25 protein-coding genes, 1 tRNA gene and 1 pseudogene are annotated in these 26,006 nt (G+C 51.4%); 10 read left to right on the top strand and 17 right to left on the bottom strand.

Annotated features, from left to right (window positions below):
- Positions 1 to 205 precede the first annotated feature (205 nt).
- From nirA to DBR02_RS15315, 4 genes are all read left to right on the top strand, one after another.
- Positions 206 to 1,492 (top strand): MFS transporter, encoded by a 1,287-nt coding sequence (gene nirA / locus DBR02_RS15330; protein ID WP_023303134.1) that lies wholly within the window; start codon positions 206 to 208, stop codon positions 1,490 to 1,492.
- A 104-nt stretch (positions 1,493 to 1,596) separates the two neighbouring features.
- A complete protein-coding gene (locus DBR02_RS15325) occupies positions 1,597 to 1,866 on the top strand; it encodes a metal-sensing transcriptional repressor (RefSeq protein ID WP_023303133.1) in 270 nt (89 codons plus the stop codon).
- Between the two features lie 12 nt (positions 1,867 to 1,878).
- Entirely contained in the window at positions 1,879 to 3,015 is a 1,137-nt protein-coding gene (locus DBR02_RS15320) for a nickel/cobalt efflux protein RcnA (protein WP_023303132.1), read from the top strand.
- A 162-nt stretch (positions 3,016 to 3,177) separates the two neighbouring features.
- Positions 3,178 to 3,618 (top strand): YgiW/YdeI family stress tolerance OB fold protein, encoded by a 441-nt coding sequence (locus DBR02_RS15315; RefSeq protein ID WP_135702047.1) that lies wholly within the window; start codon positions 3,178 to 3,180, stop codon positions 3,616 to 3,618.
- A 140-nt stretch (positions 3,619 to 3,758) separates the two neighbouring features.
- Here the strand turns inward: DBR02_RS15315 and arsR are convergent.
- Positions 3,759 to 4,013, bottom strand: a pseudogene (gene arsR, locus DBR02_RS15310) (As(III)-sensing metalloregulatory transcriptional repressor ArsR); the annotation flags it as partial.
- Positions 4,014 to 4,197: 184 nt separating this feature from the next.
- Between arsR and DBR02_RS15305 the strand changes: the two are divergent.
- Genes DBR02_RS15305 through DBR02_RS15295 form a run of 3 tightly spaced genes read left to right on the top strand, consistent with a single transcriptional unit; the run spans position 4,198 to position 7,006 of the window.
- On the top strand, positions 4,198 to 5,046 hold the full coding sequence (locus DBR02_RS15305; protein ID WP_157959556.1) for an ABC-three component system protein: 849 nt from the start codon (positions 4,198 to 4,200) through the stop codon (positions 5,044 to 5,046).
- Positions 5,009 to 5,302 (top strand): ABC-three component system middle component 6, encoded by a 294-nt coding sequence (locus tag DBR02_RS27165; RefSeq protein ID WP_023303129.1) that lies wholly within the window; start codon positions 5,009 to 5,011, stop codon positions 5,300 to 5,302. Before DBR02_RS15305 ends, DBR02_RS27165 begins: the two co-directional genes overlap by 38 nt.
- A complete protein-coding gene (locus tag DBR02_RS15295; RefSeq protein ID WP_023303128.1) occupies positions 5,303 to 7,006 on the top strand; it encodes a DUF2326 domain-containing protein in 1,704 nt (567 codons plus the stop codon).
- A 75-nt stretch (positions 7,007 to 7,081) separates the two neighbouring features.
- Here the strand turns inward: DBR02_RS15295 and DBR02_RS15290 are convergent, their stop codons facing one another.
- The 5 genes from DBR02_RS15290 to proB all read right to left on the bottom strand — a co-directional run bounded on the left by DBR02_RS15290 (position 7,082) and on the right by proB (position 12,167).
- A complete protein-coding gene (locus DBR02_RS15290) occupies positions 7,082 to 8,017 on the bottom strand; it encodes a hypothetical protein (protein WP_023303127.1) in 936 nt (311 codons plus the stop codon).
- Positions 8,018 to 8,242: 225 nt separating this feature from the next.
- Positions 8,243 to 9,448 (bottom strand): tyrosine-type recombinase/integrase, encoded by a 1,206-nt coding sequence (locus DBR02_RS15285; protein WP_023303126.1) that lies wholly within the window; start codon positions 9,446 to 9,448, stop codon positions 8,243 to 8,245.
- A gap of 163 nt (positions 9,449 to 9,611) precedes the next feature.
- Positions 9,612 to 9,687, bottom strand: a tRNA-Thr gene (locus tag DBR02_RS15280).
- 111 nt (positions 9,688 to 9,798) lie between these two features.
- Positions 9,799 to 11,052 (bottom strand): glutamate-5-semialdehyde dehydrogenase, encoded by a 1,254-nt coding sequence (gene proA / locus DBR02_RS15275; protein WP_107534769.1) that lies wholly within the window; start codon positions 11,050 to 11,052, stop codon positions 9,799 to 9,801.
- Positions 11,053 to 11,063: 11 nt separating this feature from the next.
- Complete coding sequence (gene proB / locus DBR02_RS15270) at positions 11,064 to 12,167, bottom strand: glutamate 5-kinase (protein WP_063451759.1); 1,104 nt, start codon at positions 12,165 to 12,167, stop codon at positions 11,064 to 11,066.
- Between the two features lie 305 nt (positions 12,168 to 12,472).
- Here proB and phoE point away from each other — a divergent pair, with 305 nt between their 5' ends.
- Positions 12,473 to 13,525: a phosphoporin PhoE gene (phoE, locus tag DBR02_RS15265; protein ID WP_063869149.1), complete on the top strand. Its 1,053-nt coding sequence runs from the start codon at positions 12,473 to 12,475 to the stop codon at positions 13,523 to 13,525.
- A gap of 132 nt (positions 13,526 to 13,657) precedes the next feature.
- Here the strand turns inward: phoE and crl are convergent, their stop codons facing one another.
- The 3 genes from crl to gpt all read right to left on the bottom strand — a co-directional run bounded on the left by crl (position 13,658) and on the right by gpt (position 15,923).
- Positions 13,658 to 14,059: a sigma factor-binding protein Crl gene (crl, locus tag DBR02_RS15260; RefSeq protein WP_063451761.1), complete on the bottom strand. Its 402-nt coding sequence runs from the start codon at positions 14,057 to 14,059 to the stop codon at positions 13,658 to 13,660.
- Between the two features lie 56 nt (positions 14,060 to 14,115).
- Positions 14,116 to 15,360, bottom strand: a complete 1,245-nt coding sequence (gene frsA, locus DBR02_RS15255) for an esterase FrsA (protein WP_107534768.1) — start codon at positions 15,358 to 15,360, stop codon at positions 14,116 to 14,118.
- A 104-nt stretch (positions 15,361 to 15,464) separates the two neighbouring features.
- The gene (gene gpt / locus DBR02_RS15250; RefSeq protein WP_003863205.1) at positions 15,465 to 15,923 is read right to left on the bottom strand and encodes a xanthine phosphoribosyltransferase; all 459 of its coding nucleotides are present in this window, start codon (positions 15,921 to 15,923) and stop codon (positions 15,465 to 15,467) included.
- Positions 15,924 to 16,182: 259 nt separating this feature from the next.
- Here gpt and pepD point away from each other — a divergent pair, with 259 nt between their 5' ends.
- Positions 16,183 to 17,640 (top strand): cytosol nonspecific dipeptidase, encoded by a 1,458-nt coding sequence (pepD, locus tag DBR02_RS15245; RefSeq protein WP_107534767.1) that lies wholly within the window; start codon positions 16,183 to 16,185, stop codon positions 17,638 to 17,640.
- Positions 17,641 to 17,695: 55 nt separating this feature from the next.
- On the opposite strand, the gene dinB is transcribed toward pepD, so the two are convergent.
- Positions 17,696 to 18,754: a DNA polymerase IV gene (gene dinB, locus DBR02_RS15240; protein WP_063869155.1), complete on the bottom strand. Its 1,059-nt coding sequence runs from the start codon at positions 18,752 to 18,754 to the stop codon at positions 17,696 to 17,698.
- Positions 18,755 to 18,914: 160 nt separating this feature from the next.
- Between dinB and DBR02_RS15235 the strand changes: the two genes are divergently transcribed.
- Positions 18,915 to 19,778 carry a glycerophosphodiester phosphodiesterase family protein gene (locus DBR02_RS15235; RefSeq protein WP_107534766.1) on the top strand — a complete coding sequence of 288 codons (864 nt, stop codon included), beginning with the start codon at positions 18,915 to 18,917 and terminating at the stop codon, positions 19,776 to 19,778.
- A gap of 30 nt (positions 19,779 to 19,808) precedes the next feature.
- On the opposite strand, the gene nqrM is transcribed toward DBR02_RS15235, so the two are convergent.
- From nqrM to DBR02_RS15200, 7 genes are read right to left on the bottom strand one after another with little or no spacing between them, the layout of a single operon-like run.
- Entirely contained in the window at positions 19,809 to 20,009 is a 201-nt protein-coding gene (nqrM, locus tag DBR02_RS15230) for a (Na+)-NQR maturation NqrM (protein WP_107534765.1), read from the bottom strand.
- A gap of 2 nt (positions 20,010 to 20,011) precedes the next feature.
- Positions 20,012 to 21,235, bottom strand: coding sequence for an NADH:ubiquinone reductase (Na(+)-transporting) subunit F (gene nqrF / locus DBR02_RS15225; RefSeq protein WP_063869159.1), 1,224 nt, complete (start codon positions 21,233 to 21,235; stop codon positions 20,012 to 20,014).
- Positions 21,236 to 21,245: 10 nt separating this feature from the next.
- The gene (gene nqrE / locus DBR02_RS15220; protein WP_003863217.1) at positions 21,246 to 21,842 is read right to left on the bottom strand and encodes an NADH:ubiquinone reductase (Na(+)-transporting) subunit E; all 597 of its coding nucleotides are present in this window, start codon (positions 21,840 to 21,842) and stop codon (positions 21,246 to 21,248) included.
- Positions 21,843 to 21,848: 6 nt separating this feature from the next.
- Positions 21,849 to 22,487 carry an NADH:ubiquinone reductase (Na(+)-transporting) subunit D gene (locus DBR02_RS15215; RefSeq protein ID WP_003863219.1) on the bottom strand — a complete coding sequence of 213 codons (639 nt, stop codon included), beginning with the start codon at positions 22,485 to 22,487 and terminating at the stop codon, positions 21,849 to 21,851.
- A complete protein-coding gene (locus DBR02_RS15210; protein ID WP_063869161.1) occupies positions 22,480 to 23,274 on the bottom strand; it encodes a Na(+)-translocating NADH-quinone reductase subunit C in 795 nt (264 codons plus the stop codon). Before DBR02_RS15210 ends, DBR02_RS15215 begins: the two co-directional genes overlap by 8 nt.
- Positions 23,267 to 24,502 carry an NADH:ubiquinone reductase (Na(+)-transporting) subunit B gene (locus DBR02_RS15205; RefSeq protein ID WP_107534764.1) on the bottom strand — a complete coding sequence of 412 codons (1,236 nt, stop codon included), beginning with the start codon at positions 24,500 to 24,502 and terminating at the stop codon, positions 23,267 to 23,269. The genes DBR02_RS15210 and DBR02_RS15205 overlap by 8 nt, the downstream gene beginning before the upstream one ends.
- Positions 24,503 to 24,504: 2 nt before the next feature.
- Positions 24,505 to 25,848: a Na(+)-translocating NADH-quinone reductase subunit A gene (locus tag DBR02_RS15200; protein ID WP_107534763.1), complete on the bottom strand. Its 1,344-nt coding sequence runs from the start codon at positions 25,846 to 25,848 to the stop codon at positions 24,505 to 24,507.
- Positions 25,849 to 26,006 lie beyond the last annotated feature (158 nt).

The following is a 26,006-nucleotide window of genomic DNA, read 5'->3' as shown; positions in this document are numbered from 1 at the left end:
GAAGCGGTGATAACACCTTCGACACTCTTTATGCTGCTTCAGGTATAACGCTGGGATACCTGAAGCTTTTTTTATTCTAAATATCAGATGATTGGTCAACTTCCTATCCTCCCCACCAGGATAATGCTTGTCATTTTTTTCAGGTCGCTCTATGCTTTCAATATCCCCCCCAGGGGGATATAAATTTAAGCCAAGAGAATTCCTGATGCTCAATATTCTATCTAATCGTACCTATCGCCACCTGTTTATGGCACAGGTTATCGCCCTTATCGGCACCGGTCTGGCGACCGTCGCGCTGGGTCTGTTAGCTTATGATCTCGCCGGAGACAGGGCCGGTGCTGTGCTGGGTACCGCGCTGGCGATCAAGATGAGCGCCTATATTCTGGTTGCGCCGGTGGCGGCAGCCTTTGCCGACAAATTCCCGCGTCGCACTATGCTGGTGACGTTGGATCTGGTTCGCGCTCTGGTGGCTATTGCGCTGCCGTTCGTCACCCAGATCTGGGAAATCTATATTCTGATCTTCGTACTTCAGTCTGCCTCGGCGGCGTTCACGCCAACCTTCCAGGCAACTATCCCGGATATTCTTCCTGACGAACGCGAATATACGCGGGCGCTGTCTTTGTCGCGTCTGGCCTACGATCTGGAAAGCGTTATCAGCCCAATGCTGGCGGCGGCGCTGCTGACGGTCATGAGCTTCCACAATCTGTTTGCCGGGACGGCGGTCGGGTTCCTCGCCTCTGCGGCTTTGGTTGTTTCCGTCACATTACCAAAGATGAAAGCGTTAACGGTTAAACGCAGCATCTATGACAAAACGACGCGAGGCATGCGTATCTTCCTGAAAACACCAAGACTGCGTGGCCTGCTGGCACTCAACATGGCCGTAGCAGCGGCGAGCGCGATGGTTATCGTCAACACCGTTGTTCTGGTTCAGGCTGATTTTGGTTTCTCACAGCGATCTACCGCCATTGCTCTGGCCTTCTTCGGTGTGGGTTCCATGGTGTCGGCGCTGGTTCTCCCAAAACTCCTCGACAAAATGAGCGACCGCATGCCGATGCTTGTGGGGACCGCGCTTTTAGTGATTGGACTTGGGCTGGGTATTTTCCTGAAGGATTACGTCACGCTGGTTGTGCTGTGGGCGCTGCTGGGTGTGGGCTATTCGCTTTCTCAGACGCCAAGTGGTCGCCTGCTGCGCCGCTCATCAACGGCTGAAGACAGACCTGCGCTGTTTGCTGCCCAGTTTGCACTGTCGCATTCCTGCTGGCTGGTCACTTATCCGCTGGCCGGGTGGGTAGGTGCCACATGGGGAACACAGGCTTCGTTTGTCGCCCTGACTATTGTGGCCGTGCTGTCGCTGCTTGCCGCCGTACTGATCTGGCGTCCTGAGCATGAAGCTTACGCTCAGATTCACCGTCATACCGATTCAGACACAACCCATGAGCATGATTTCGTCATCGACGATGAACATCCGTCATGGCCGAAGAAAGATAAGTAATTAACCCAAAAAGACAAAGAATCAGGAGAGGATAAGCCGATAAAAAGTGTGACCCTGGCGTTGATACACATTATCTTATCCCCTCCACCTGGAGAGGATAAATCATGACCGTTCACGCATCACACCCTGACATTATTAAAAGACTTAAACGTGCCGCAGGGCACCTGAAAAGTACCATCCAGATGCTCGAAGATGAAAGAGCCTGTCTGGATATCGCCCAGCAACTGCACGCAGTGGAAAAGGCGATAACGAATGCGAAGCGTACCTTAATTCATGACCATCTGGATCACTGCCTGGAGGACGCCCTTCATGCCGACCACAGTGAGTCTGATAACACGCTTAGCGAATTTAAAGAGATAACTAAATATCTTTAAGGCAAGCGAAACATGACTGATTTTTCTGCTCTTTTACAGCAAGGCGTGGCGAATGCCTGGCTGTTCATCCCCAGTGCGATCCTGCTGGGTGCGCTTCACGGACTGGAGCCGGGACACTCCAAAACGATGATGGCCGCGTTTATTGTGGCTATCAGGGGAACGGTGAAACAAGCCGTATTACTGGGGCTTGCCGCGACCATTTCTCATACGTCTGTGGTCTGGCTCATTGCTATGGGCGGGATGTACATCAGTCAGAAATTCACCGCCGAGTCCGCTGAACCCTGGTTCCAGCTGATTTCAGCCATCATCATTCTTGTCACGGCGGCATGGATGTTCTGGCGCACCTGGCGCGGTGAAAAACTGTGGAAAATGGAGCAGGAAGAGGAACATGGCCACGGCCATCACGAACATGACGAAACCCGCATAATCGATACCGGCCACGGCAGCGTTGAACTCTCTATTTTCGAGGAAGGGCAACCGCCTCACTGGCGTTTACGCACACTCAGCGGCAGGAAATGGGAAGCCAGCAATATCTCTGTGGCCACAAGGCGGGGGACTGGAACGTATTCTCAGGTTTTCGACTTCGTTGAAAAAGACGGGTTTATGGAATCAGTCCTGGCAATCCCTGAGCCACACAGTTTCGATGTGCGCCTGTCTTTAGGCCATCGTGGGCATGTACACGATTATGATGTGGAGTTTCGCGAGCATGAGCACGGTCACGACCATGACCACTCCGCGCTGGAGGGGCTGGATGTTAATTCCCGCGAATACCAGGACGCTCACGAAAAAGCCCATGCTAACGACATCAAAAAACGTTTTGCCAATCGCAGCGTAACCACAGGGCAGATTATCCTGTTTGGGCTAACCGGTGGACTCATTCCTTGCCCGGCGGCCATCACCGTTCTGCTGCTGTGCATCCAGGTGAAGGAATTTACGCTCGGCGCTGCACTGGTACTGTGTTTCAGTATCGGCCTGGCGATTACGCTGGTTTCTGTGGGTGCAGCGGCGGCGTTTAGCGTTCGCCAGGCAACCAAACGCTGGAGCGGTCTGGATACTCTGGCACGCCGAGCCCCATACTTCTCAAGCGTACTGATTGCCCTTGTCGGCATTTACATGGGCTACCATGGCTGGATCGGCGTTACCCGCTGATTTTCTCTTGTAAAAGCCACATGCCTGAACCCACCGACCGGTGGGTTTTTTTATCTCTGAAGCCTGTCACATTTTTATCCCCCCGCAGGGGATAGCAATTGAGCTTTTATAGACGCTCATTTATGATTAAGTTATCCCCCCTGGGAGGATGTGAAATCATAAATGGAACCTGCTATGCAAAAACAATACTTCAGTCATATTCGTCGCCAGTTCGTCAACGTCACCGGCGTATTGCTCGCTTCATCCATCGCCATTCCAGCCCTGGCAGCGCAAGGCGGTTTCTCCGCAGAGAAAGATCCAGTCGCCACTGAGCGCATGTATGCCGGTCATAAGGTTCAGCAGGAAAACAGTCAAAGCCGCATTCAGGCCGTGTCGTCAATGCACGAAGGGGCGTGGATCACGCTGGAAGGCAATGTCATCAGCCAGCAGCAGGAAGAGTGGTACACCTTCCGCGATCCAACCGGAACCATCAAAGTTCGTATTCCGCAGAAAGTCTGGAACGGGCAGCACTTCGATGCGCAGGATCTGGTGCGGGTGAGCGGGCAGATAAGCCGTGAGAATGGCACCACGAGCGTTAATGTTGAAGTGATTAAAAAGCCTTAATGTGAAGAGTCATTAGAACTGTGAGTTCAACGGGTCGATGGAACGCTATCTTTATAGCAGCATATGCCAGTTCAAATACCATTAACGCTTTCATTCTAATACCTCACATTTGAATAAACACATATGTACAGGCAAATTTTTTAAATACAAACAGCCTTACTGCTACCCGAGCAGTTTGCTGATGCCAGCTTACGGGCGATGGCCTGTACGTCGTCCTGTTGGCTTAACCAAGCCTGCTCAATTACCTGAGCAGCCCAAGAAGAAATATGCGGAGATAAGCGGTAGTGAACCCACTTGCCCTGCTTGCGATCCAGCAATAGGCCACTTTCCCGAAGCATCGCCAGATGACGAGAGATCTTAGGCTGCGACTGTTCCAGCGCCGTGCAAAGTGAAATCATCTCCAATTTTGCTAATCATAGGTTTACAACAATGAATGAGAGGATATTATCACTAAGAGTGTTCATCATGGATGAGAGGAAAATGAGTTCGACACAGCAAGATTACCTCTACAGACAGTTCTTTCGGTTAAAAGTACACGAATGTATGGGAGACAGTTTTCAGGCGCTCTTTTCGAAGGTTATGCAATACGCAACTCCTGGCTTTCAAGCTGTTTCCCCTTGGGGAAACTGGGGAGATGGCGGGAATGATGGGTGGATTGCTCATGAAGCTCATTACTTCCAAGTTTATGGGCCTAAACCTTCAAATCAAACCAAAGAGCTAGAAGCTGTTAATAAATCGATTGGCGACTTTGATAAATTAGTCGCCAAATGGGGGAAAGTATCAAAATATACTTTTGTAATGAATGATTATTTTAAGGGTATTCCAGCACCTGTTGGACTTTCATTAAATTCGCTTGCAATCAGTAAAAGTCTTAATCACGCAGGTGCAATGGGCGGGATGGAGCTCCTTCAAAAATTTATGTCATTATCTGAGGGTGAAAAGCAAGATATTGTAGGTTTCATTCCTGAGGTTGATTTGGATTTTACAGATAGTCGAGCTGTTGGCGAAGTGTTGACTTTTTTAGCACAAAAATCTTCTTCACCCATAAATTTTTTAAGTGAAACCGCCCCGGACTTCGAAGATAAAATAAAAATAAATGGTATTACAAAACCAATAAAGAGCAGGCTGGAATCTTTTAGTTATCAACTATATTTGATAAATGAATTTTTAGATTCTGTTGATAGCGGTCTTGAACAAACTATAGCTCAAGAAGTTAAAGAAACTTATGCAAGAAGCAAATTGGCGATAACTGAAGATAACCACAATTATGCAGATTTAAGATACACTTGGATGATAGATAAACTCCTTCCCCCTCAAGTTACCACAAGTGCGGTCGCGAGTTATCGATTTGCAGCAGAGTTAATTTTAGCTAAATATTTTGAGACATGTGATGCTTATGAACATCCAAGCAATGCTTCTGCCACATAAGCATGTTAGGTTTAGTAACTCCCTAATTGCGATTGCAGGATACACCCGTTCGTTAATTGATGGACCGGTATCCATAGAAGAACTATGGACAAAAGTAGAGCGAAAAAATAAATCAACGATAATCACGCCCTCTTTTACACAATTTATGCTTGCCGTAGACATTCTTTTTTGCATCAAACAAATAATGCTAGATAACGAAAACAGAATAATGCCAATATGCAGCATTGATGACAAATTACAAAATAAGGAAAGTTAAATGAAGTTAATTCGCTTAACTTGCGATCAGCCAACCTTTCATCCAGTGCATTTCAATGACACAGGGCTAACGTTGATTATTGGTGATAGCTCTAAAGAAAAAGAAGGCAGTAGTAACGGAGTCGGCAAGACACTTATTCTCGGCCTCGTTCAACATTGCTTAGGCGCTAATGCTGATAAAAAATTAACTTCAGCAGTTCCAGATTGGTGGTTCTCGTTACTTTTTTCTCATAATGGAGTTGAATACTTAATATCTAGAACGGGAAATGGGAAAAAATTATTATTAAATGACAAAACAATATCTCTAAAAGCATTTAAAGATCTATTAGACAAAATAGGGATATTTAATCTTGAGAATAACATTCCGTATTTATCATTTAGATCTTTATTTAAGCGTTTTTCGCGATATACCAGAGATGACTGCATCAGTCCAACTAGGACAAAAAAGGAGCAAGACTTTGAAGCATTGCTTCGCACCGCATTTCTTCTCGGCATAGATCATAATTTAATATTATCCAAAAGAAATAATAAGCAAGAACTGGATAAAGTAAGTCAATCCCTAAAAAATTGGCAAGACGATGATATTCTTAAAGACATGTTTAGAGCAGGCTCTCAACCTAAAGTACGCTATGAATGGCTAGAAAGAGAGATCCCAAGACTGCAAGATGAACTTAATACATTTCAAGTTCACGAGCAATACAGAGCTATTGAGAATGAAACAAACAGTTTAACTATAAAATTACGAGAAGTTGAAAAAAATAAAAATATAGCTGAATTTAAAGTTAGTAATATAGAAAAAACTTTATTATCACACCCTGATATTTCAAGAGAAGATCTTCTTGAACTGTACAATGGCTTACAAGAGATTTTCAAGCCAGAAACATTGGCCCATTTTGAGTCAGTTGAAAATTTTCACAAATCATTATCTTTTAACAGAAAGAAAAGACTTGAAAATGATAAAATAAAACTTTTGTTAGAAATTGAATCTCTTAAAATTGACATTAATGATATTTCGGCATTACGTGATTCATATTTGGAATCCCTGCAAGGCAAGAAAGCATTTGATGAATACGCAGTCATAGCGAGACAACTGGCTGAATTTAAAGAAGAAAAAGAAAGGCTGCATGATTATTTAAATTTCTCTATTAACCTTCAAAAGAAAGCTCAAAATCTAAGAGAAAGAAAAGTTGAACAAGACAGATTAGCGGTGAACTATGCTTCTACAAATCCTCTTTCAGAATATGATAAATTTTTTGCTGAACTCGCAGAAATAATGTACCCGAGGGTACCAGCAGGAATAGTTTTAGATGTTAATACTGGTGACAACAAAATCCGTTATGATCTAAGCATCCAAATCGAGGGTGATGATTCGGATGGGATCAATGATGCTAGGATATTATGCTTTGACTGGTTAGTATTTACATGTGGCGAAAACCATGCCATGGATATGCTATGGCATGATAATCGTCTTTTTGCCGATATAGATCCAGGTGTTCGCGCAAGATGGTTCTCTTTTGTCAATCAGTCATTAAAACGAAGCGGAAAGCAATATATAGCATCTTTAAATACTGAAAACTTTAATGCTATGGAAACAACTTTATCTGAAATCGAAATGTTAGAACTGAAATCAAAAATTGTCCTTACTCTTCGTGGTGATAAAGCAGAGAATAAACTTCTCGGCATTCAATTTGGAAGTAAAAAGTAATCCTCAGGCAGGCACTGCCTGCCGAGTATCAGTTGCTTGCTCGTTATCGGTAGCAGTATTAACCGACCTCGAGACTCAAAATTCACTCTCATCTTTTTTCTGTAATGCCACACCAAGGCTATCAAACAATTTTTCTCCAAGAGCTTGTGCGTGATCCAGCAACATTTCTAAATCTTGTTCGGTGATCACTACCGAATTACCTTCTTTATCTTTTCCGCCACGATGGACTAAATGATTACGCTTTTGTGTAGCTATTTCTATCGCATCTATTGGCCACTCTTTATGTACATTAATATCAAATGTAGCTTTATAACGACCTACAACTTTGTTTGTACTATGCCAACTTGCACTAATCAGATGTTCTTTGATTGCTTTAATCAATTCCGCCCTCATGTTTTCAATAGATTCTCCTTTGAATGGCAAAGCCAATATTTCTTTACTTACCTTAAATTCCGTCTTACCTTTTTCTATGAAATCTTTAAGGTATGAGTCATTTTTATCTATGGAGTTAATAAACAACTCAACATAAAGAGTTTCCAAAGCTGTAATGACGTTAATGTATAAGATGCTAAGCAGATGTTCTTTTTGCTTATCTTTAAATTCGCCTTTAGCCAGCATTTTTATTCCATCAATGCTTTCAACGAACTTAGAAAAGGGTTGTTCGGAAGATGTAACAGCATCGTACAAGTCTTCGTCGTACCAATCATTAATATTATTTGAATTACCTGACCACTCGTAGCACTGTTCTTGTAAATCATTAACTAGTTCTTGGATATAATCAAATTTCACGTACCCTTCAAACATCGCTTGCAACTCTTCACTTGCTTCGTATGGGCCACCATAAATGTAAGCATATCCGCCTTCACGGGATTCATACGGACAAGAGTTTGCGGGATCTTCGAAATTTTCAAAAAACCAATTCCGCATAACTTCAAGTTGATTTGCTTTACTTATATATTGCAGAGATTCGAGCGGGACTTTTTTACCATTAACATTAAAGACAACTTTCACGATACAACGCCTCTTTGAAAAAGTTATAACATTTTGACTCACTCCTCAGTGACTAACATAGCATGATTTTCATCTCTAACCTCCGCAGATCTTCACATCCTACGGTACAACAAAAAATTTGCGTAAAGCATTAACTTCGAAGGCAAAAAATAAACTCACGTTGGTTCAGCCTCTTCGATGAGAAGAGGCTCTACTTGCCCCTTACCACTCTATCAAGCAATCAAGCTAATAGCTGCATAAGCTAGGGGTTAGCTGGAATTTGCCTACTTGACCGATGAAATCTGCATACCACTGCATCATCTCCCTTCGCCCTTCTAGATACAACGCATGGTTATACGTCCCTCGAATCGCGTTCTTATCAACATGCGCAAGCTGGGTTTCGATCCATGCCGTATTGAACCCTTCCTCGTGCAAAATCGTACTCATCGTGTGACGGAAACCATGCCCCGTTACCTTCCCCGTATACCCAATCCGTTTGAATACCTGATTAATACTCGCTTCGCTCATCGACTTGCGGGGATCATTACGCCCTGGGAACACCAGCGGATATTGCCCTGACATAACTTTGAGTTGCTGTACGATTTCCAGCGCTTGGGTAGAGAGAGGCACAAGATGGGGCCGCTTCATTTTCATTCGTTCGGCAGGAATTTCCCACACCGCTTTTTCAAGATCAAACTCACTCCAGAAAGCACCTCGGAGCTCACCGGTGCGTACTCCCGTAAGAATCAGCAGACGTGCTGCAAGAACAACTAACGGGCTTCCTGTATAGCCTGCGAGAGCTTTAAAGAAGTCTGGTAACTCCTCAACAGTAAGGAAGGGATAATGCTTCGATTCATGCCCTGACATCGCGCTGGTTAGATCCGCTGCAGGATTGTATTCCGCACGACCGGTGACGATGGCGTAACGAAAAACTTCGCTGCAGCGCTGGCGAACCTTCTTGGCCTTCTCTGTCGCGCCACGGTTTTCCATTCGACGTAGCACATTCAGCAGAACCAAAGGTTTGATATCATTCACCGGCTGCTGGCCGATATAGGGGAAAATATCTTTATTGAAGGCTTCGATAATGTCAGAAGCATACCCTTCTGACCATCGGCTCACCTTCGTTCCGTGCCATTCAAGCGCCACTGCCTGAAACGTATTATTGAGCTGGACATCGCGAACCAACTTTTCTTCTTTCTTAGCAAACGATGGATCGATACCCTCGGCCAGTTTTTTCTTGGCTTCATCTCGTAGTGCCCTCGCTTGTGCAAGGGACACTGCTGGATAGACACCAAAAGCCATACGCTTCTCTTTTCCATTGAAGCGATACTTCATCCGCCAATATCTGGAACCAGAGGGAACAACCTCAAGATACAAGCCAGCACCATCTGCCAGCTTGTAGGCCTTCTCTCTGGGTTTAGCGGCGTCTACCTGCCGTGCATTTAGCTTCATTGGGGGCATCTCCCTGGACCGAACACAGAATGCCCCCACTTATGCCCCCAACTGTAACTTGATTCCGGTTGAGTCCAGTTGATAACAGGAGATAAGATACGGGCTAGAAACCGCATTATACGGGCTTTAAGTTGATTTCGGTAGACTTGAGAAGAGTTTGAAATGGTGCCGATAATAGGAGTCGAACCTACGACCTTCGCATTACGAATGCGCTGCTCTACCAACTGAGCTATATCGGCCCTGAGAGGCCGGTTACGAGCGTAACCACGGGGCAAAAGAGTAGATCTAACCGGGTGATGCGTCAATGCCCTTTTGAATCAAACGGCTATTTTTGCATCACCCGAGATTATTTACGCACGAATGGTATCATCACCGAAACCGATCCACTTGTAGGTGGTCAGCGCTTCCAGCCCCATCGGCCCCCGGGCGTGCAGCTTCTGAGTGCTCACAGCCACCTCCGCGCCTAGACCAAACTGGCCGCCATCGGTGAAGCGCGTCGAGGCATTCACGTAAACCGCAGACGAATCCACTTCATTCACAAAACGATCGGCATTGCGCAGGGTGCGCGTCAGGATCGCATCAGAATGCTGGGTGCCGTGTTCACGAATGTGCGCAATGGCGTCATCGAGATCCGCAACCATCTTCACGTTCAGATCCAGCGACAAATACTCATCGTCGTACTGCTCCGCGTTAACCGGAACAACCGTCGCCGGGCCTTCCTTCAGCAGGGCGAAAGCCTTCTCGTCCGCATGCAGCGTGACGCCACTATCTGCCATCTGCTTGCTCAGCGCAGGCAGGAAAGTACTGGCGATGCCCTGATGCACCAGCAGCGTTTCCACCGTATTACAGGTGCTTGGACGCTGGGTTTTGGCGTTGACGATGATTTTAAGCGCAGGTGCGATCTCTGCGGTGTCATCCACCACAATATGGCACACGCCGATACCGCCGGTGATCACCGGGATCGTCGACTGCTCACGACACAGCTTATGCAGACCCGCGCCGCCGCGTGGGATCAGCATGTCGATGTATTTGTCCATGCGCAGCATCTCATTCACCAGCGCACGATCGGGGCTTTCGATTGCCTGCACGGCACCCGCCGGTAAGCCGCACTCTTCCAGCGCCTGCTGGATGACGTTGACCGTCGCGGCGTTGGTGCGCCAGGTCTCTTTCCCGCCGCGCAGAATGGCGGCGTTACCGGTTTTCAGGCACAGGGTGGCGACATCCACCGTTACGTTTGGACGCGCTTCATAAATCACGCCGATAACACCGAGCGGCACGCGACGACGCTCCAGACGTAACCCGCTGTCGAGCACGCCACCGTCAATCACCTGCCCTACCGGATCTGCGAGGTTGCACACCTGACGGACGTCGTCGGCGATACCTTTCAGACGCGCCGGGGTTAGCGCCAGACGGTCAAGCATCGCTTCGCTCAGGCCGTTGCGACGCGCTTCCAGCAGATCCTGTTCGTTAGCGAGCAGGATCTCCTGCGACTGAGATTCCAGATAATCAGCGATTTTTTCCAGCACACGGTTTTTCTCGCGGCTGGAAAGGAGCGCCAGTTTATAAGAGGCGGCTTTCGCGGCTGCGCCCATTTGTTCCAGCATGTTCAGGCTCCTTAACGAATAATCATGTCGTCGCGATGCACAGCAACCGGGCCATATTCATAGCCCAGGATGGCGTCGATCTGCTGGGAGTGGTGACCCGCAATCCGACGCAGCGCGTCGCTGTTATAACGACTGACGCCATGAGCGATGTCGCGACCTTCAAGGTTACGGATTCGGATCACTTCACCACGCGAGAAGTTACCTGTCACGCTTTTAATTCCTTTTGGAAGTAATGAGCTTCCTCTTTCCAGAATAGCGGCAGTAGCGCCTTCATCCACTGTCAGTTCGCCAGCCGGAGGCGCGCCAAAGATCCAGCGTTTTCGGTTTTCCAGCGGGGAGGCCTGGGCGTGGAAGCGTGTGCCCACAGAGATGCCTTCCATCACGTCACCAATGACGCCAGGGCGGCTGCCTGCGGCAATAATGGTGTCGATACCGGCCCGGCACGCCACGTCCGCGGCCTGGAGCTTGGTGCCCATACCGCCGGTGCCCAGCCCAGAAACGCTGTCACCCGCGATGGCGCGCAGTGCGTCATCAATGCCGTGAACGTCTTTGATCAGTTCTGCCTGTGGATTAGAACGCGGGTCAGCGGTAAACAGCCCCTGCTGATCGGTCAGAAGCAGCAGCTTATCGGCCCCTGCCAATATCGCCGCCAGCGCAGAGAGGTTATCGTTATCGCCTACTTTGATTTCAGCGGTGGCAACTGCGTCGTTTTCGTTGATGACCGGAACGATATTGTTATCCAGCAGCGCGCGCAGCGTATCGCGGGCGTTAAGGAAACGTTCTCTGTCTTCCATATCCGCGCGCGTCAGCAGCATCTGCCCCACGTGAATGCCGTAGATGGAGAACAGTTGTTCCCAGAGCTGGATGAGTCGGCTTTGTCCCACGGCGGCCAGCAGCTGTTTGGAGGCGATCGTCGCGGGGAGTTCGGGGTAGCCCAGGTGTTCACGCCCGGCGGCAATCGCCCCGGAGGTCACAATCACAATACGATGCCCTGCGGCATGCAACTGAGCACACTGACGTACAAGCTCAACAATATGGGCACGATTCAGGCGGCGCGATCCGCCCGTTAACACACTGGTACCGAGTTTTACCACCAGCGTCTGGCTGTCACTCATGATTCTCTGCCGTTCAACAATAAGGGAAAATGATGTCAGTCAGACGTTTTAACAGGTGTCAGCCCCGTTGCCAACTGCCTTAGCACATCACCCGTCACTTTGTTGCGCGGGATCAGGAAGCGTAGCGGCAGATTTTGACAATTTTATTACCGAAAAATTAAAACATACTTTTTTAGACATATTCTTACTTTGTCATAAAAGTTTCACCCACGGACGATAAAACCCTTCCTGTTTTTCACGGGGTAATAAGTTGAATCTTATTGCTCAGCGAATATTAGCGCGTTTGTATAAAATCAGGATTGAAAATGAAAAAGAGCACTCTGGCATTAGTGGTAATGGGCGTAGTTGCTTCCGCATCTGTTCACGCAGCAGAAGTTTATAATAAAAACGGTAATAAACTGGACGTGTACGGCAAAGTAAAAGCAATGCACTACATCAGTGATGATGACGCTAAAGATGGTGACCAGACTTACGTTCGTTTCGGCTTTAAAGGTGAAACGCAGATTAACGATCAGCTGACGGGCTACGGACGTTGGGAAGCAGAATTCGCGGGCAACAAAGCAGAAAGCGATTCTTCTCAAAAAACACGTCTGGCATTTGCTGGCCTGAAACTGAAAGACTTCGGCTCTCTGGATTACGGTCGTAACCTGGGCGCGCTGTATGACGTCGCCGCCTACACCGATATGTTCCCTGAGTTCGGCGGTGACGGCCTGGCACAGACCGATAACTTCATGACCAAACGCGCCTCCGGCCTGGCTACCTACCGCAATACCGACTTCTTTGGCATGGTTGATGGTCTGAATATGACCCTGCAATACCAGGGCAAAAATGAAAACCGCGACGTGAAGAAGCAAAACGGAGACGGCTTCGGTACCTCTCTGAGCTATGACTTTGGCGGCAGCGATTTCTCTGTGATTGGTGCATATGCCAGCTCCGATCGCACCAACGAGCAAAACCTTCAGGCGCGCGGCGAAGGTAAAAAAGCAGAAGGCTGGGCGACCGGTCTGAAATACGATGCCAACGATATTTACCTGGCTGCTATCTATTCCGAAACCCGCAACATGGCCCCTATTTCCGGCGGTTTTGCGAATAAAGCGCAAAACTTCGAAGTGGCCGCGCAATATCAGTTTGACTTTGGTCTGCGTCCATCTCTGGGCTACGTGCAGTCTAAGGGCAAAGATATCGAAGGTATCGGCGATGAAGATATCGTGAAATACATCGACGTCGGTGCGACGTATTATTTCAACAAAAATATGTCTGCGTTTGTTGATTATAAAATCAACCAGATCGATGACGATAATAAACTGGGCGTAAGCAGCGATGATATCGTTGCGCTGGGCTTGACCTACCAGTTCTGATGTTGTGGTAATAAAAAAACCGGCGCTGAGCCGGTTTTTTTGTGCCCGGTGGCGCTGTGCTTACCGGGCCTACAGGAAAGTACATCTTGTAGGCCGGGCAAGGCGTAGCCGCCACCCGGCGCGGTGACATCATCAGGCGGTCAGCTTCACCGCTTCGCTGGAAAAATCATCCGCAGGTTCCAGCTTCAGATCCAGGGTGGCCAGCAAATCACGCGCCCTGCCGTGGAACTCTTTAAGCGTGTGTTCCAGGCGGTCAATCACCTCCTGATCCTTGATGGACGTCGCCTGCCAGTACCCGTCTTTATTAAATAGGCCAAACTGATAGCTATAGGTAAAACGGTTTTCCTGTGCTTCCATTTCCATCCACCAGCCCCAGAACTCACGTTTTTCGGGTGCAGGCTTCACGTTGACGCAAACAGCCAGGCAGTCGAAAAAAAAGCGATTCTCTTCACACTGCTCTTCTCGAATATACGGGCCAAGAGCCATGAACTTCTTAATCAGTCTACTTTTCGGGTGTCCACTCGGTAACGTCATTGCGATCTCCTTTTGTGAAGCACTGTTTTACCAAACCAACGAAATTTAGCAAACTATTAACACAATCTCTGCGTGATCCAGCGTGTAATCTCTTTCAGCGCTTTGTCAAAATTCTGGTACACCGGGCTGAAGGGTACCTCCAGCAATTTGCCATCCGAAGATGACGACGTGATTAAGCGTGACTCCTCTTCCGGGCTAAACGGATCGTTCTTCCAGAAGCCGGACATCATCGGGGTTGGGCACCGGCGGCCCAGTAAGCCCTGCGTTTTTAATGAGTACCGATTAAGTTCAATGCGTAACGCTTCATCTGAAGCATCATGCATGCCAAGCCGGCTCGCCAGCACGTCCAGATACATCTCAGGAACGTTACCCTGACGCTCGGGATCGCTTAACAGCGCATGCACCACCGGGCCAAGGCAGGCGACGGCCTTCAGGCGGGAAGATTCAAGGTAGGCCAGCCGAACCGCCACGTTAGCGCCGAAGCGGAAACCAAACGCGCCCACCCGGGTGTGGTCAACCCACGGAATATTCTCCAGCGCTTTTAACGCATGCTGGTGCAGCAGACTGGAATCCTGAGTGAGCTTCCACTTGGATGAAAAACCGATCGAAGGCATATCCAGCGTCAGCATGGCGATCCCGTTTGGTGCGAAGTAGCGCTCATACAGGCTGTAATAATCGATTTGCAACGAATCCAGGCCGCCGCACATCAGAACCGTCGGGAACGGGCCTTCGCCTTCCGGCATATGCAGGAACCCGGTTACCGGGCTGCCGCCGGGAATGGTGAACTCAATTTCACGCATCCGGCCAGGCAAACGCTGGGCGGCCTCTTCATAGGCGCGGTTGGCCAGCGCCTGCGCCTGCTCCGCCAGCTCGTCGCCCTTAAGATGTGGGTAAGCAGCGATGCTGTACAGGTTTGCCGCATGCAGCCAGTGCTTGCCGCTGAGCGCCGCGTCCTCTTCCTGGCTCGCTTTCTGCTGCCAGAGCATGGCCTGCTTCGACCATTCATAGATCCAGTTCCCACCACGGTAGCCCACCACCGTATCGTAGAGATCGCTGTCGGTGCGCTCAGACTCGCTCATCACGATACGCGCCTGCATGTCGAGAATTTCACGCGGATCGATGCCGCGCCATATCCACATCAGGCGGTTAATCATGCGGTACCAGTGAGGCACGTTCTTACCGTCTAACGCTGACTGGACAGCAGGCATTGTTCCCGGATTAAACCGACGCACCAGCGTCGACGTTTCAGGGTGCTTGAAACGAGGTTTGAAGAGAGTTTCGGTGAGATTCGCCTGCGTCATTGCGTTGCCTCCATGGATACGTCATATGTAGACCATTGTAACGCGTGGCAGGCCAAAAAGAACAACGCCCGGCATAGCCGGGCGTGTAAAGTTACGTACTGAAATTAACGGCCTGAGATAGGCGGTACGAAGACCACGCCCATATCCCATGGCTGTTCAATCCAGGTATCCTGCGGGATATCAATGACGTAATCATCAACCAGTGGGCGGCCCGCTGGCTTCGCGAAGATAGTGACGAAGTGCGCTTTTGGATACATTTCGCGGATGGCTACCGCGGTACCGCCGGTGTCCACCAGATCGTCGATAACGATGAAGCCTTCACCGTCGCCTTCCGCGCGTTTCAGCACTTTCAGCTCGCGCTGGTTGTCGTGATCGTAGCTGGAGATACAGACGGTATCGACATGACGAATACCCAGCTCACGTGCCAGCAGCGCCCCCGGTACCAGACCGCCACGGCTGACGGCAATAATGCCTTTCCACTGTTCGGAAGGCATCAGACGCGCAGCCAGTTTGCGTGCGTGAATCTGCAACATGTCCCAGGTGACGACGTATTTTTCGCTCATGTGAAGTGTCCCAGCCTGTTTATATACGGCTTAAAAAAAATGAGGGTGAACCAGGTTGCGCGAGATTATAGAGATCTGACGCACTAAAAACCAGTGTTACGCGCCAACAGCCTGAGTTTTTACATGCTTTATGCTACCAGCCACGGGAGAAAGTGGTATTCTCAGTTGCATCTCGCAAGCCCGTCTTGTGGTAACAATCAACCTGCTAACCCTGTGACCTGCAACATTGTTTTGCAGCGCATCGACAAGGAGACCTATCGTGTCTGAACTGTCTCAATTATCTCCGCAGCCGCTGTGGGATATTTTTGCCAAAATCTGCTCCATTCCGCACCCTTCCTATCACGAAGAACAGCTTGCCGAACATATTATGGGCTGGGCAAAGGAAAAAGGTCTGCACGCCGAGCGTGACCAGGTTGGCAACATTCTTATCCGCAAACCTGCCACCGCAGGTATGGAAAACCGCAAGCCGGTTGTCTTGCAGGCGCACCTGGACATGGTTCCGCAGAAAAACAACGACACCGTTCACGACTTCACCAAAGACCCGATCCAGCCGTATATCGACGGCGAGTGGGTGAAGGCGCGCGGCACAACGCTGGGCGCGGATAACGGTATTGGTATGGCTTCCGCGCTGGCCGTGCTGGCTGACGACAGCGTCGAGCACGGTCCGCTCGAAGTGCTGCTGACCATGACCGAAGAAGCGGGCATGGACGGCGCGTTCGGCCTTCAGGCGAACTGGCTGCAAGCGGACATTCTTATCAACACCGACTCTGAAGAAGAAGGTGAAATCTACATGGGCTGCGCGGGCGGGATCGACTTCATCTCTACCCTGCCCCTGTCCCGCGAAGCGGTTCCTGCCGGCTTCGAAACCTTCAAGCTGACGCTGAAAGGATTGAAAGGCGGCCACTCCGGCGGCGATATTCACCTGGGCCTGGGCAACGCCAACAAACTACTGGCACGTTTCCTGGCGGGCCACGCGGCTGAGCTGGATCTGCGCCTGGTGGACTTCAACGGCGGTACCCTGCGTAACGCAATCCCTCGCGAAGCCTTCGCGACCGTGACGGTACCCGCGGCGAAAGCGGACGAGCTGAAAAAACTCGCCAGCGCATATCTGGATATCCTGAAAAACGAGCTCTCTGAGAAAGAGAAAAACCTGACCGTGGTGCTGGAGTCCGTTACGACGGATAAAGCCGCGCTGACCGCGCAGTCTCGTGACACGTTTGTTCAGCTGCTGAACGCGACGCCAAACGGCGTGATCCGTAACTCTGACGTGGCGAAAGGCGTGGTGGAAACCTCCCTGAACGTGGGTGTGGTGACCATGGGCGACGACAGCGCGGAAATCATCTGCCTGATCCGTTCCCTGATCGACAGCGGTAAAGAGTACGTGGTGAGCATGCTGGAATCTCTGGGTACCCTGGCGGGCGCGAAAACGTCTGCCAAAGGCAGCTACCCGGGCTGGCAGCCGGATGCAAGTTCTCCGGTTATGGCACTGGTGCGTGAAACCTATCAGCGCCTGTTCAACAGCACCCCGAACATTCAGGTTATTCACGCGGGTCTGGAGTGTGGTCTGTTCAAAAAACCGTATCCGGACATGGACATGGTTTCCATTGGGCCAACCATCACCGGGCCACACTCGCCGGATGAGCAGGTTCACATTGAAAGCGTTGGGCATTACTGGACGCTGCTGACTGAACTGCTGAAGGCGATCCCTGCGAAGTAATTTGTCGTCTGTTGCCCGGCGGCGCTACGCTTGCCGGGCTTACGATGAGTGCAATCTACAGTCCCAAAACCAGCTGACGCTCCAGCTGCGGATCCAGCAGCGTAACGTGCAGTCCCACCAGCCTCACCCCTCGCCCGCCTCGTCGTTCTTCCCACGCCTTTTTCGCCGTTGCGATAAGATCTTCTTTGTTCAGGCGCGGCCAGACGTGCTCCTGCGTCGTCTGCTGAAAGTCGTTGAATTTCAGCTTGATGCCCTGACGGGCAATCAGTAAATCAGGTTTCACTTTGATCAGCCGTCGCTCCAGCTCTGGATAGAGCTGTTCCGTAATGATGGTTTCACATGCCGACCAGTCATGAATATCTTCGCTTAACGTGCGTTCAACCCCGACCGATTTACGCAGCCGTTCGTTGTTTACATCGCGGTCGTCAATGCCCTGACTGCGCTCCCACAGTACGCGGCCAAACTTGCCAAAACGCTTAAGCAGCAGGGCCAGATCGCTTCGCTGGACGTCTTCGCAGGTGCGTAGCCCCATACTTTCCAGCTTCGCGGCGGAGACTTTACCCACGCCGGGGATTTTACTGAGGGGCAGCGTTTTCAAAAACGCCGGCACCTCTTCCGGGGTGATGACGTACTGGCCGTTGGGCTTATTTAAATCGGAGGCGATTTTGGCGAGAAATTTGACCGGCGCGACGCCCGCCGATGCCGTCAGATTCAGCTCGTTAAAGATAGTCTGGCGGATCTCCTGCGCCATCAGGGTGGCGGAGCCGTGGCAGTGCAGGCTGTCGGTGACGTCCAGATAGGCCTCATCCAGCGACAGGGGTTCAATCAGCGAAGTGTAGCGGGAGAAGATCTCACGAATATGGCTCGACGCTTCTTTGTAGGCTTCAAAGCGCCCCGGCAAAAGGGTGAGGTGCGGGCACAGCTTCAGCGCCATCGCCGTCGGCATGGCGCTGCGCACGCCAAATTTGCGTGCAGGATAGTTCGCGGTGCTGATCACACCGCGCTGAACACGACTGCCGCCAATGGCGATAGGGATGTCCCGCAGCGCGGGGTTGTCACGCATCTCCACTGCGGCAAAAAAACAGTCCATATCGACATGGATTATTTTGCGCATTGATTACACCACACATGTATTTATATACAGTATAACAAAAGGCAAAAAATGCGTCAGCTATTTTCCTTTCTCACGATTGTCATAAATCCATGTTACAAATAACCCGAATAAAGTCTTTATATTCATATATTTAAAGAAAATACATAGAGGGTTATCATTGATGAGGAAAATACTTTCGGTGTCGTTACTGTTTCTGGCGAGTGCGGCATCGGCTCATCCCGAGATCGTTGCTCACCGGGGGGGTACGGCGGATGCCCCTGAAAACACCCTGCCTGCAATTAAGCTCGCGCTCGAAAATAAAGCCGATATCGTCTGGATAACCGTGCAGCTTAGTCGGGATGGCGTGCCGGTTCTGTATCGACCGGCTGACCTGAAAGCGTTAACCCGCTTGCAGGGAAAAGTATCACAGTTTACCGCTGAAGAACTGGCAAAGGCGGATGCCAGCGTAGAATGGAAAGATAAGGGCCTGGCGAAAAACATGCTGAATACGTCAGTACCTACGCTGAAGTCGGTACTGACGGCCTGGCCAGACACGCGGTTTTTTATTGATATCAAATCTCCGGACGCCGATCCGGCGACAATGGGCAACGCGCTGCTTAACGTACTGAAAGAGACCAACAGCCTGAATCGTGTTCGCGTTTATTCAACCGAAGATCGCTATATGGCAGCATTGCCTGTCGAAATCCCCCGCTTTGTCACGCGCAGCGAAACCCGTACACGACTGGCCACGGTGTCATTGAGCCACGAATGCCTGCCGCCTTCCCAAAAAATGGACGATTACTGGTATGGGCTTGAGTTAAACCGAAAAGTAGAGGTGGTCGAGAAATTCACTTTAGGCGAAGGCGTCTCTCCTGCAACATTAACGTGGGACAAAGAGGCCGTTGACTGCTTCCGCTCTCAGGGCAATGCCCATCTGATTTTTATCGGCGTTAACTCTGAAGAGGATTACCAGAAGGCGAAAACACTGGGTGCCGAAGGGGTTCTTGTAGACTCACCAGCTAAAGCCAAAAGCTGGGCAGAATAAATGATAAAGGCCGCACGAAGCGGCCTTTTTCTAAATGATCCTCTGCTGGTCCCGGGCCATTCGTTTTTTCCGCGCATCGCACGGTTCCGGACAGTCGCAAACTTTCTCTATTCCGATGGAAGAGATGCCTCCACAGCTGCCCTGAATGCTTTTACGCTTGATGATCCAGCCTAAAGACATCCCGAATATCACCAGCACAAACACTGCAAAGGTCGCCAGAAAGGTCAACATAATCAGCCTCCGAAATCATCGAGCATGATGTTCTCATCTTCCACGCCCAGATCTTTGAGCATCTTAATCACGGCGGCGTTCATCATTGGCGGACCACACATATAGAACTCGCAGTCTTCCGGTGCCGGATGCTGTTTGAGGTAGTTTTCATACAGCACGTTGTGGATGAAGCCCGTGTAGCCTGTCCAGTTATCTTCCGGCTGCGGATCGGATAGCGCCACGTGGAAGGTAAAGTTAGGGTTATCACGCGCCAGCTGTTCAAACTCATCGTCGTAGAACATTTCGCGCAGCGAGCGCGCACCGTACCAGAAGCTGATTTTACGCTTGCTGCCGAGACGCTTGAGCTGGTCAAAGATATGCGAACGCATCGGCGCCATACCCGCGCCACCGCCGATAAAGACCATTTCCGCATCAGTATCTTTAGCGAAAAACTCCCCAAACGGACCGGAAATCGTCACCTTATCGCCAGGCTTGAGGGACCAGATATACGACGACATCACGCCCGGCGGGGCATCGGGCACATTCGGCGGCGGCGTGGCGATACGCACGTTGAGCATAATGATCCCCTTCTCTTCCGGATAGTTAGCCATGGAATAGGCGCGCAGCGCGGGCTCTTTTACCTCGGAAACAAAGCGGAAGAGATTAAATTTATCCCAGTCGGCCCGGTACTCATCCGGCACGTCGAAGTCAGCGTACGCTACGGTGTGTGCCGGACACTCAATCTGGATATAACCACCCGCACGGAACGGGACGCTCTCCCCTTCGGGAACGCGCAGCTTGAGCTCTTTAATGAACGTGGCTTTGTTATCGTTTGAGATAACTTCGCACTCCCATTTTTTCACGCCGAAGATCTCCTCCGGCAGCTCAATCTTCATGTTCTGGCGCACCGCGACCTGACACGCCAGACGGCAGCCCTCTTTCGCTTCACGCTTCGTGATATGCGACAGTTCCGTTGGCAGAATATCGCCGCCACCCTCTTTCACCGTCACGCGGCACTGCCCGCATGAGCCGCCTCCACCGCAGGCTGACGAGACAAAAATCCCGTTCCCGGAGAGCGTATTAAGCAGCTTGTCCCCTGCCGGAGTGCGGATCTGGTTCTGCGGATCGTCATTGATATCAATGATCACATCCCCGGAATTAACCAGCTTTGCGCGCGCCGCCAGAATCAGCCCTGACAGCACCAGTACTATCAGCGTGAACATCACCACGCCAAGAATAATTTCCATCTGTTAGCCCTTATAGCTGCACACCGGAGAAGGACATAAAGCCCAGCGCCATCAGGCCGGTGGTGATAAAGGTGATCCCTAAGCCACGAAGCCCCGCAGGCACGTTGGCATATTTCATTTTTTCACGGATCCCCGCCATGGTGACAATCGCCAGCATCCAGCCGATACCGGAGCCGAAGCCATACACAACCGATTCACTGAAGTTGTAATCGCGCTGAACCATAAATGAAACACCGCCAAAAATGGCGCAGTTCACGGCGATCAGCGGCAGGAAGATCCCCAGCGCGTTGTACAGCGACGGGAAATACTTATCGAGGATCATCTCGAGGATTTGCACCAGCGCCGCAATCACTCCGATAAAGGTGATGAAGTTCAGGAAGCTGAGATCAACGCCCTCCACCAGCGCGCCATCGCGCAGCACGAAGTTGAACACCAGGTTGTTAATCGGAACGGAAAGCCCCAGCACAACGGTGACCGCCACGCCCAGGCCAAATGCCGTCGAGACCTTTTTAGAAACGGCAAGGAACGTACACATGCCCAGGAAGAACGCGAGCGCCATGTTTTCAACAAACACCGCGCGCACAAATAAACTCAGGTAATGAGCCATTGTCGGTTACTCCTTTTCCTGCTGTTCAGGCTTCAGCGTACGAATCAGCCAGATCAGCAAACCGATAATGAAAAATGCGCTTGGGGCCAGCAGGAACAGGCCGTTCGGCAGATACCAGCCGCCGTTCTGTACCGTATCCAGCACCGGAATGCCAAACAGCTTGCCGCTGCCAATAAGCTCGCGCAGGAAACCGACCGTCAGCAGGATCACGCCGTAACCCAGCCCGTTGCCGATACCGTCCATAAAGCTTGCCAGCGGCGGCATTTTCATCGCATAGGCTTCAGCACGCCCCATCACGATGCAGTTGGTGATAATCAGGCCGACAAACACCGAAAGCTGCTTCGAGGTTTCATAAGCAAAGGCGCGCAGGAGCTGATCGACCACAATCACCAGCGAGGCAATGATCGCCATCTGGACGATGATCCTCACGCTATTGGGAATATGGTGGCGAATCATTGAGATAAACATGCTGGAGAACGCCGTCACCAGCGTTACCGCCAGCGTCATCACCACCGCCGTTTCCAGCTTGGTGGTCACCGCCAGAGCCGAGCACACGCCCAGCACCTGAAGCGTTATCGGGTTATTGGCTAACAGTGGGCCAATCAGCACCTTTTTAACTTCTTTCAGTTCACCCGTATCAGCCATTGTTCAGCGCTCCTTCACGTACGTTCTTCAGGAAGGGACCAAAGCCCAGTTCACCCATCCAGAAATCAAAGCTGTGCTGCACCCCGTTAGAGGTGAGCGTGGCGCCGGAAAGACCGTCAACGGCGAACTCATCGCCGGGACGTGCGCCCCCTTTCACCACCTTGAGCGCAGGCTGGCCGTTGTCGTCGAGCACTTTTTTACCGACAAACTGTGCGCGCCAGTTAGGATTCTCAACTTCGCCCCCCAGCCCCGGCGTTTCGCCCTGATCGTAATAAGTAATGCCTTTGACCGTGCGGCCATCCGTATCCAGTGCCACAAAGGCGTACATCATTGACCACAAGCCGTTGCCGTAGATGGGCAACACGATTTCCTGTATGCGCTTTTGCTCGTCACGGACGAGGTAAATCTCCGCGACATTGCTGCGGCGCTTGATGCCAGCCGGATCCTGCGAGGCGTCAAGCACGGTGCTCATCTGCGGATCCTTTAACGCCAGCGCCTGGTTATATTTCGCCGGGTCTTTATCCATCAGTTCGCCGGTTTTTAAATCCACCAGCCGGGCGGTAATGCGTTCTGCAAACACGGCCGCGACGTCATCCTTCGTCATGCCTTCCTGCATCAGCCCGGCAACGGCCAGGATGTTGCGCTGTTTATCCAGCGCGCGCTGTTCCTGCTGGAGCGGCTTTAACCCTACGGCAGAGCCCGCCACGACAATGGAGCAGACCAGGCACAGTACCAGCACCACCAGCAGCGTTTTGCTGATGCTGTCGTTATTTTTGATTTCAGCCACGCGCCTTCCTCCGCTTAATGTTGGCGCGCACGACCAGGTAGTCAAACAGCGGCGCAAACAGATTGGCAAACAGAATGGCCAACATCATCCCTTCCGGATAGGCCGGGTTGACCACGCGAATCAGTACGCACATCACCCCAATGAGCGCGCCGTAACACCATTTCCCACTGTCGGTAAACGAAGCCGAGACGGGATCGGTGGCCATGAACATCATGCCAAACGCAAAGCCTCCCAGCACGAGGTGCCAGTACCACGGCATGGAGAACATTGGGTTAGTGTCTGAACCAATGAAATTGAACAGCGTGGCGGTGAGTACCATCCCGAGCATGACGCCTGCGACAATGCGCCAGGAGGCCACGCGGCCAAAGAGGATGATGGCCCCGCCTATCACGATCATCAGGGTAGACACTTCACCGATAGAACCTGGAATATTGCCAAGAAACGCATCTAACCAGGTGACAGGCTGGCCGGTGGCATTATTGACCAGCGTTTCGCCGCCGCCTGCCGCCCACTGTGAAAGTGGCGTAGCGCCCGAGAATCCGTCCGCAGCCGTCCACACCAGGTCGCCAGAGATTTGCGCCGGGTAGGCAAAGAACAGGAACGCGCGCCCCGCCAGCGCCGGGTTGAGGAAGTTACGTCCGGTCCCGCCGAAGATCTCCTTGGCAATGACCACGCCAAAGCTGATCCCCATCGCCGCCTGCCAGAGCGGTAGCGTGGGCGGAACAATCAGCGCAAACAGAATAGAGGTAACAAAGAAACCTTCGTTGATCTCATGCTTGCGGATTATGGCGAACAGCACTTCCCAGAAACCGCCCACGATAAAGACGGTCATATAGATCGGCAGGAAGAAGACGGCGCCCAGGGTCATCATGCTGACCCAGCCGGCATCTGCCGCAAAGCTTACGCCAAGAGACTGCGCCAGACGGTAGTGCCAGTCAGACTGAATCACCTGCGCCAGCTGCTCTGCATCGTACATATGGTGCAGCGCCGGGATCGTCTGCAATCCAACGTTATACATCCCCCAGAACATCGCCGGAAAGACCGCAAACCAGACCAGAATCATCATTCGCTTGAGGTCGATGGCGTCGCGAACGTGCGCCGCGCCTTTCGTCACCAGCCCAGGGGTATAGAAAATGGTCGTTGTCGCTTCATACAGCGGGTAGTACTTCTTCAGCTTACCCTCGGTAAAATGCGGCTCAATTTTTTCGAAGAGGTGTTTTAAGCCCATGGTTATCCTTCCTGCTCAATGCGGGTTAACACCTCGCGCAATACGGGTCCGTATTCGTATTTACCTGGACACACATAGGTACACAGCGCCAGATCTTCTTCGTCCAGCTCCAGGCAGCCCAGCGCCTGGGCACCGTCGGTATCGCCGGCCAGGAGATCGCGCAGCAGCACGGTAGGCAGAATATCCAGCGGCATAACGCGTTCGTAGTTGCCAATCGGGACCATGGCGCGCTCGCCGCCGTTCGTGCTGGTGGAGAAGTTAAACAGCTTATGACGCAGGAAGTGACCCAGCGTGGTGCGGGTCACGGAGAATTTTTCCGCGCCAGGCAGCACCCAGCCGAACAGCTCTTTCTCGCGCCCTTCAAGCACTACGCTCACCTGAAGATGGAAGCGGCCCAGCCAGGCCTTCGGGCCTGTCGCGTGCCTGCCGCTTAGCACCGAACCGGAAATAATGCGGTTTTCGCCCTCTTTCGTTTCGCCAGCCAGCAGCGCAGTTAAATCTGATCCAAGCAGCGTACGAACCAGACGCGGCTGGGTTGCCTGAGGGCCACCGATGGCAATGATGCGTTCCGCGCACAGCTCACCCGTGGTGAACAGCTTACCGATAGCAATAACGTCCTGGTAATTGAGATGCCAGACCTGTTTCGTCAGGCTCACCGGCTCCAGGAAGTGAATATGCGTTCCCACCAGCCCGGCCGGGTGCGGGCCGGCAAATTCATTAAAAGCGACCTGCCCCTGCGGATGCCCGCCCAGCTTGCCGCCGCTGGCCTGGCAGACATGCACTTTGCCCGGCGTCAGGCGCGTTAACACGGTGAGACCGGCATCGAAAGCTTTTCGTTCGGCCAGGATAATAGGCTGCGGATCCGCGCTGAGCGGGTTGGTGTCGATGGCCGTGACGAAGATAGCGGCGGGTACGGTGCCTGGCACGGGCGTTTTGCTATAGGGACGCGTGCGAAGCGCCGTCCACAGACCGGACTCCAGCAGTTGCGTCTGCACCGCGTCGTGGCTGAGGGTAGCGAGATCGGCGGCGTCAAAACGCGCAAACTCGCGTTTTTCGTCACCTTCAATTTGAATAACGACCGATTGCAGGACGCGACGCTCACCACGATGGATGGCCACGACGGTGCCGCTGGCAGGGGCTGTAAACATAACGCCAGGATTTTTTTTATCCTCGAAAAGCGCCTGTCCTTTTATTACGCGATCGCCTTCCTGTACCAGCATCGCAGGACGCATGCCCACGTAATCATCACCCACAAGAGCGACATGGTGAATACTGGCGCCGGTTGTTACGTGCTGTTCAGGCACGCCAGAGATTGGCAGATCGAGTCCTTTTCTGATTCTAAACATGTGGTTAGCAGGTATCCATGAACAACAATCCAGAGTGGCCGGAGTGTACCATTTCCCGCCCCTGCAAGGGCAGCAAATCCGCCGTCTGGCGCGCTGAAATGCGAGCTATTGCGCAAAGTTCCTGGAGTCACGGCAATTTGAATGGGTTATAAAGTAAA

Source organism: Enterobacter cloacae complex sp. (assembly GCF_900322725.1).
GTDB lineage: Bacteria > Pseudomonadota > Gammaproteobacteria > Enterobacterales > Enterobacteriaceae > Enterobacter > Enterobacter quasihormaechei.
Note: the sequence above shows the minus strand (reverse complement) of the source record. Positions and strands in the feature narration are given on the sequence as shown.